2 protein-coding genes are annotated in these 3474 nt (G+C 41.8%); one reads left to right on the top strand and one right to left on the bottom strand.

Going from position 1 to position 3474, the window contains the following annotated elements; translation table 11 throughout:
* Window positions 1-264 precede the first annotated feature (264 nt).
* Window positions 265-1977: an NAD-binding protein gene (locus JKY90_04590; protein MBL4851543.1), complete on the bottom strand. Its 1713-nt coding sequence runs from the start codon at window positions 1975-1977 to the stop codon at window positions 265-267.
* Between the two features lie 255 nt (window positions 1978-2232).
* Here JKY90_04590 and JKY90_04585 point away from each other — a divergent pair, with 255 nt between their 5' ends.
* Window positions 2233-3348 carry a TIGR02584 family CRISPR-associated protein gene (locus JKY90_04585; protein ID MBL4851542.1) on the top strand — a complete coding sequence of 372 codons (1116 nt, stop codon included), beginning with the start codon at window positions 2233-2235 and terminating at the stop codon, window positions 3346-3348.
* The last annotated feature ends 126 nt before the right edge of the window (window positions 3349-3474 follow it).

Genomic DNA, 3474 nt, shown 5'->3' with positions numbered 1-3474 from the left:
GTTTACGCGACAACTGATTCCTTTGCACCGACCGCCCTGCGTTTGTGCTGCTACGCCACAACATCGCAAGCTCGTCGCTGGCTACGCAGCACTACCTCAATGGCTCTACGGCAACGATAGCTGTTTATTTTCTTCTCCATCGCTCGCTATCGCTCACAATTACAAAAAATAAATCAGCGTTGCCTATCGGCGACTAACCGCCTTCGCTTCGCTCTCCTTGGCGGTCAGCGTAGGCAATTTTTAGCTAGCAATAAAATACTTTTCTTATTTTAACGATTCTCTCAACGCGACAACTTCCGGGATCACTTGAACAGTATCACGATCTTTTTGTTTTTCTATTTCACCCAACTCTTCCCATGGCACCAAATCAGGGGATAAACGACGGGCAGCATCCTTCTTACCTTCTGTCACTTGCCATCCCGCCAACAGTTTTTCTGCCATCCACCGAGAATGCTCAACATTAGCCATTTTTTCAACCGTTTCATCTGTTAATATTTTTTGCATATCATCGCCACTTGCAAGGTGCTCTATCTCTAACAAGCGCAGCTTGATATCCAGGTGGTCTGCCTGACTACGGTTTGAGTCTTTCAGCGACTCTGGTAACATTCTCCAATCAACTAAACTTGCATTATTGCTTGGCATGTCTCCTGCGGCGACTTGCTTTGCTACGTAATTATCATGAATCGCCTTAGCTAACCTGTCTTGCTTGACTGAAAATACTTGTTCAGATTCACAGCTCAGGCTCAGCAATGGAATAAAGCTGAGCATTCGATCCTCTAATTGTGTTTTAAATTTTTCTAGCGCCAAACTATTCATAAACTCAGCAACTAAAAACGGTATGTCTAATTGCAGATCTAGCAGCGCTCTGACCCAGACCATAGTGTACTTTAGGTTAAATGCACAGAGATAAATTACGTCTGGCGAAAACTGTCGAATAGATGCCGCAGTGTGGTGATTATTCAGCATACTTGGGGCCACATCTGCATAAGTGATAGTGACTATATTGACAAGCATTGGTCGTTTTTCTATTAACGCTTTTATTCGTGCTGACACACCATCACCAAAAAATGAAATGTGCAGTTTTTCTTTGAGGCCATAGTGACCTATCGCCGCAAAACTCAGTATAAAGTCTTCAACAAAAGGATGATTGCCAATAATTAGTATGCGTAATACTTTATCAAGCCTTTTATTCAAAGATATAACCGTATCAGGACCAAAATCGCGCACCAGTAGCCTGGCAGCTTGTTTTGAATAATTTAATACCTGCGCAGAAAAATTTTCGTAGTCTTGATTAAAAATAGCTTGCGTATATAAAGCCGCGCTAAATTCATTACTGTCAACATCAACTACGCATTTTAAATGTTGGTATTTGGGAAATGCTTGGTGCAATTCAAATGCTTGGTAAGCAATTTCCAGATTCCGACTATCATCGCCTGTTGTCACCAACAAATGAGAAGCCCAGCGTAAATTTACCCTTTCTAAATTTTTCTTATCTGTCGCATCGGCAAATAGCACTAGAATACCTTGCTCTTTAGCTACACCAATAAACGGGGAATCTTTGCCGGCTTCAATCACTATTACCTTAATGCCACCTGCAACCAGATCTTTAATAGTGAGCAGCGAATATTCATTTAAGCCACATATCACGGCATGATTGCGCATACATTTGAGCTTGATATAGTCGAGCCGATCGCCCATTAACGCAAGAATCGTCTTAATCCCAGCATACACTAAAGAAATAGGCGCTACCCATCGTGCGATATCGAGCAGTATGGGAAGCTTATCTGACGGCTGACCTTCAAACTCCAGCACAAAAAGGCCCAAAGTTGCATAAATGACGTCTGAGAAAGTGACATCCTCAACACCATCGAAATAGTCAAAGTAGCCCAAAATACCCAATATAAACGCAGCCACTACCAATAATATAATGATCACCCGCTCAATAGGTGAGAATATTACGTGATGATTACCAAGCATATCGTAACCTTAGATTATGCGACACTAGGAGCCTGTCGGACCCAGGATGATTCTACTACGGCGGCGGGAAATCGGCCCATTTTTCCGATCTTTTTCATTAAATAGGCTCACTATTCGCCTCAAAATATCGAAAAAGTGGTCTCACTACCCACTCGCCTCGCTACGAACACCTAAATCCGACAGGCTCCTAGTGACCTCATTTCCCTAGACTGGTATCCTATAAAAAATAATTAGACCTATACTATAAGTTATATTATGACTTCCAAAAAAATCTCTAATGCCGACGGCTTTCAAAATATATTGCTGAGCTCCAGCGGGCTCTACCCGCAAGTGATTACCGAAGTAATTTATGCGTTGAATCAAGCACCACATTCTACCGTACTCGATGAGATTCACGTCATAACCACTCAAGTGGGTATGAAGCAGATTAAATCCCAGTTGCTAGATAAAGAGAATGGCCAATTTTTTAAATTATGCGAAGAATATAATCTAAATGATACTAGTTTTGAGTTGCGTAATGTTCAATTATTAAAAAATGCAACCGATGCTGTGCTTGAAGACATTCTCACTGTTGGTGACAACGAAATAGTGGCCAACGCGATAACTGAAACAGTGCGAAAATTAACCTCCGACCCCAATACTGCTCTGCACGTTTCATTAGCAGGTGGTAGACGCACTATATCTTATTATCTAGGCTATGCCTTATCGCTATTTGGTCGACCTCAAGACCGGCTCTATCACGTCGTAGTTACTCGTGAGTTTGAGTCTGACGACGAATTTTTCTATCCCAATACCTCCCCCACCTATATTACTGACCGAACCGGGAAAAAATTGAATACTCAAGATGCTGACGTTCAACTCGCCGACATACCCTTTGTAAGACTACGCGAGGGTTTACCTCATGACCTACTAGATGGCAAGAGCACCTTTGTCCAAGCAGTATCCTCAATATTACAATATATGCCCACACCGCACTTAGAAATCACGCTAAATAACCGGTCATTAAAAATAAACCAACAAGCAGTAGTTCTCTCGCCCGTATTATATGCCTGGTACACATGGCTATCCGACCGTATCAATAAATGGGGTCGCATCAAAGGCGCTATTTCAATTGAAACAGATGCATCAGAATTTTTATTGCATATCCAATATATTTTTGGTCAAGACCATATCGCTTATAGTCGCGCGTCAAGTGCACTAACAGAAGGTTTTTCCATCGACTATATTAGTGAAAAAAACTCTCTAATTAACAAAAAATTAAAACTTGCTTTCAACCATTTAAGTGCTAGCTATTTAATCAAAGCAACAGGTAAACGTCCTAAAACCCAATACTCATTGGAATTAGACCCTAGTCACATTCAATTTGTCTAAGAAAATAAAAAAAGACTCGTCTTAATCAAAGCTGCTCACATTAATGCCAATCACAGGATGGTTAGCACAGACGACGCTTCAATGCAGGTGCCTGGGCTGCGATGTGACGCCACGGACCTGGTCGCG

The organism is Gammaproteobacteria bacterium, assembly GCA_016765075.1.
Classification (GTDB): domain Bacteria; phylum Pseudomonadota; class Gammaproteobacteria.
The sequence above is the reverse complement of the archived record's forward strand: the minus strand, read 5'-3'. Positions and strand labels throughout refer to the sequence as shown.